The sequence below is a fragment of the Methylophaga sp. UBA5088 genome (genome assembly GCF_002414625.1).
GTDB classification, from domain to species: Bacteria; Pseudomonadota; Gammaproteobacteria; order Nitrosococcales; family Methylophagaceae; genus Methylophaga; species Methylophaga marina.
This window is the reverse complement of sequence record NZ_DIAC01000036.1, coordinates 13580-15664: the sequence shown is the minus strand read 5'-3', so window position 1 is coordinate 15664 and position 2085 is coordinate 13580. Positions and strand designations below refer to the sequence as shown.

At 42.4% G+C, this 2085-nt stretch carries 3 protein-coding genes; 1 reads left to right on the top strand and 2 read right to left on the bottom strand.

Going from position 1 to position 2085, the window contains the following annotated elements; translation table 11 throughout:
• Positions 1 to 224 (bottom strand): DUF2061 domain-containing protein (locus tag B4K20_RS04975; RefSeq protein ID WP_289282091.1); only part of this gene is annotated, 224 nt, incomplete at its 3' end.
• Between the two features lie 355 nt (positions 225 to 579).
• Here B4K20_RS04975 and B4K20_RS04970 point away from each other — a divergent pair.
• Positions 580 to 1137, top strand: coding sequence for a type 1 glutamine amidotransferase domain-containing protein (locus B4K20_RS04970; RefSeq protein ID WP_289282090.1), 558 nt, complete (start codon positions 580 to 582; stop codon positions 1135 to 1137).
• Between the two features lie 199 nt (positions 1138 to 1336).
• On the opposite strand, the gene B4K20_RS04965 is transcribed toward B4K20_RS04970, so the two are convergent.
• Positions 1337 to 2085 (bottom strand): lytic transglycosylase domain-containing protein (locus tag B4K20_RS04965; RefSeq protein WP_289282089.1); only part of this gene is annotated, 749 nt, incomplete at its 5' end.

Sequence of the window (2085 nt, the reverse complement as noted above, 5' to 3'; positions counted from 1 at the left end):
AGATTAAATGGTTCAATGCGCTTTTTCCCCCATTTGACTTTGTGCCATACCCGTTCATGGCCCCAGTAAAGCGCAATTTTCAATACACTTTCGAGCAACCCGGCCACAATAGCCAGATCAAGCCGACCAAAAAATATATAAACGATAATCACTGTCGTCGTCGTTGCCACAAGGCGCCAAGTTACACCTTTAATAATTGATCGCGTGTTGGTCTCTTTGAACATTCTGATTGCTTCCCTACTTTAATTTTATGTCTAATATCTGAAGTTAGTTTTCACCTGATTATTTCATCACTTCGTTGCAGAGAAACACAGCATTATCATCTCAATTTTACTAACGATTTGAATACTTAAATTTGACATTACATTGAAGGTCCATGCTCTGTCGCGATTAATTAAAACTCAAACAAAGCATGATAACCATACATCATGGATAAATAATCGTTGTATCGAATATGTCAGTCAACACGCCAAGAAAATTACTTGGTTTTAAATCGTTCACATTTTTAATCTGAAAAATTCGATTCTATGCATGAACTTTAAACACATTTAGTACCCAACTAGATAAGGAGGATAAGTTATGCAAAATTCAACCACCACTCTGCAAGGCAAAAAAATTGCGTTTCTCGTGACCGATGGTTTTGAACAGATCGAATTGACTACGCCTTGGGAGCAAATCAAACTCGCAGGCGCTGACTCGGAACTCATTGCACTCAAAGCAGGGAAAGTTCAGGGCTACAATCATCTCGACAAAGCGGATGCTTTTGGTGTCGACAAAGCTATCTCCGAGGTATCAGCCAGTGATTATGATGGACTGGTATTACCTGGAGGTGTCGCCAACCCGGATGCACTTCGAACTGACTCAAATGTTGTCAATTTTATCCGTGATTTTTTCAGTCAACACAAACCAGTTGCTGCCATATGCCATGCGCCTTGGACATTGGTGGAAGCCGATATTCTTAAAGGTAAGATGCTTACCTCTTGGCCAAGTTTAAAAACGGATATTCAAAATGCTGGAGGCACTTGGCTTAATGAAGAAGTGGTAGTCGATAATGGTCTTGTGACCAGTAGAAAACCCGACGATCTGGATGCATTCTGTAGCAAAGCTATTGAAGAGTTTGCTGAAGGTAAACATTGAGAACCTCAAGTCCACAAGGATAGTGGACATCACTTTTAGTTAAATCTCAATAAAGAACACCAGTACTTAAACTGGGTTTTCTGTCATTAACGCATGACCTATATCGTTTCAATTATCTGAGATTATCTCTATTTGTTCTGCTCGACAGGCTAGTTTACTCCTCAAATGTACGTACTGGATTCGTGAGATTATTCAGTCTTTAATTACTGACCACATAACAGCTTGAAATATCAGGTAGTTGACCCGAGCTGAAGCTGGTGTAGTAACTCCAGAATGTATTATCGATGGAACGTAATCTGGCGGGTGTATTTTCACTACGATAACGTGCCAACTGACCTGGTCCGCCGTTATAGGCGGCATAACTTGCTTTTATCAAATTATCATCACCACCGGGTTGTTCGTGCTCGCCACGGCGGATGGCGTAATCAATCATGTAGTGTGTCAAAATATCAATACCGGAATTCACGTTGTAGTCCACTTCATCAACCAGGCGGTCGAGATCGTAAACCTTACGCCACACCCGACCATTGATCTGCATCATACCCACCGCCCCCACTGCCGAACGCAATACTTGGGGATTTTTAGTCGAACCAGAAAACTGACGCCAACAGGACTCTTTCCATGCTGTCGCCCGAACAAGCGGGTCAAGTCGCTCTGTCAGTCTGGCAGGCATCTTTTTATTATTCGCCAACCATGACTTTGACTGTTCTTGTAATAAACTGGCAACCAAATCGAGATAATCATCAAGGTTGTCACGCTGTGGCACCATACCTTTTAAGGCTTCAGCAGGTGAGATGGTTGCAGCATGGGCAACTGGCATTAACCAGCTACCTAATAAACTCACCGTTTCAACGAGACTTTGTGTGACTTCGATGGTGGTGGGTGCAAACTTCTTTCCGGTATCAAAACCAAACAGGTCACGAAAATCTTCGTCCACCTCTAACGGTA

Bases quoted from the DNA above. Each gene is read 5' to 3' on its own strand.
- B4K20_RS04970 (WP_289282090.1), top strand. From the start codon at position 580: ATGCAAAATTCAACCACCACTCTGCAAGGCAAAAAAATTGCGTTTCTC.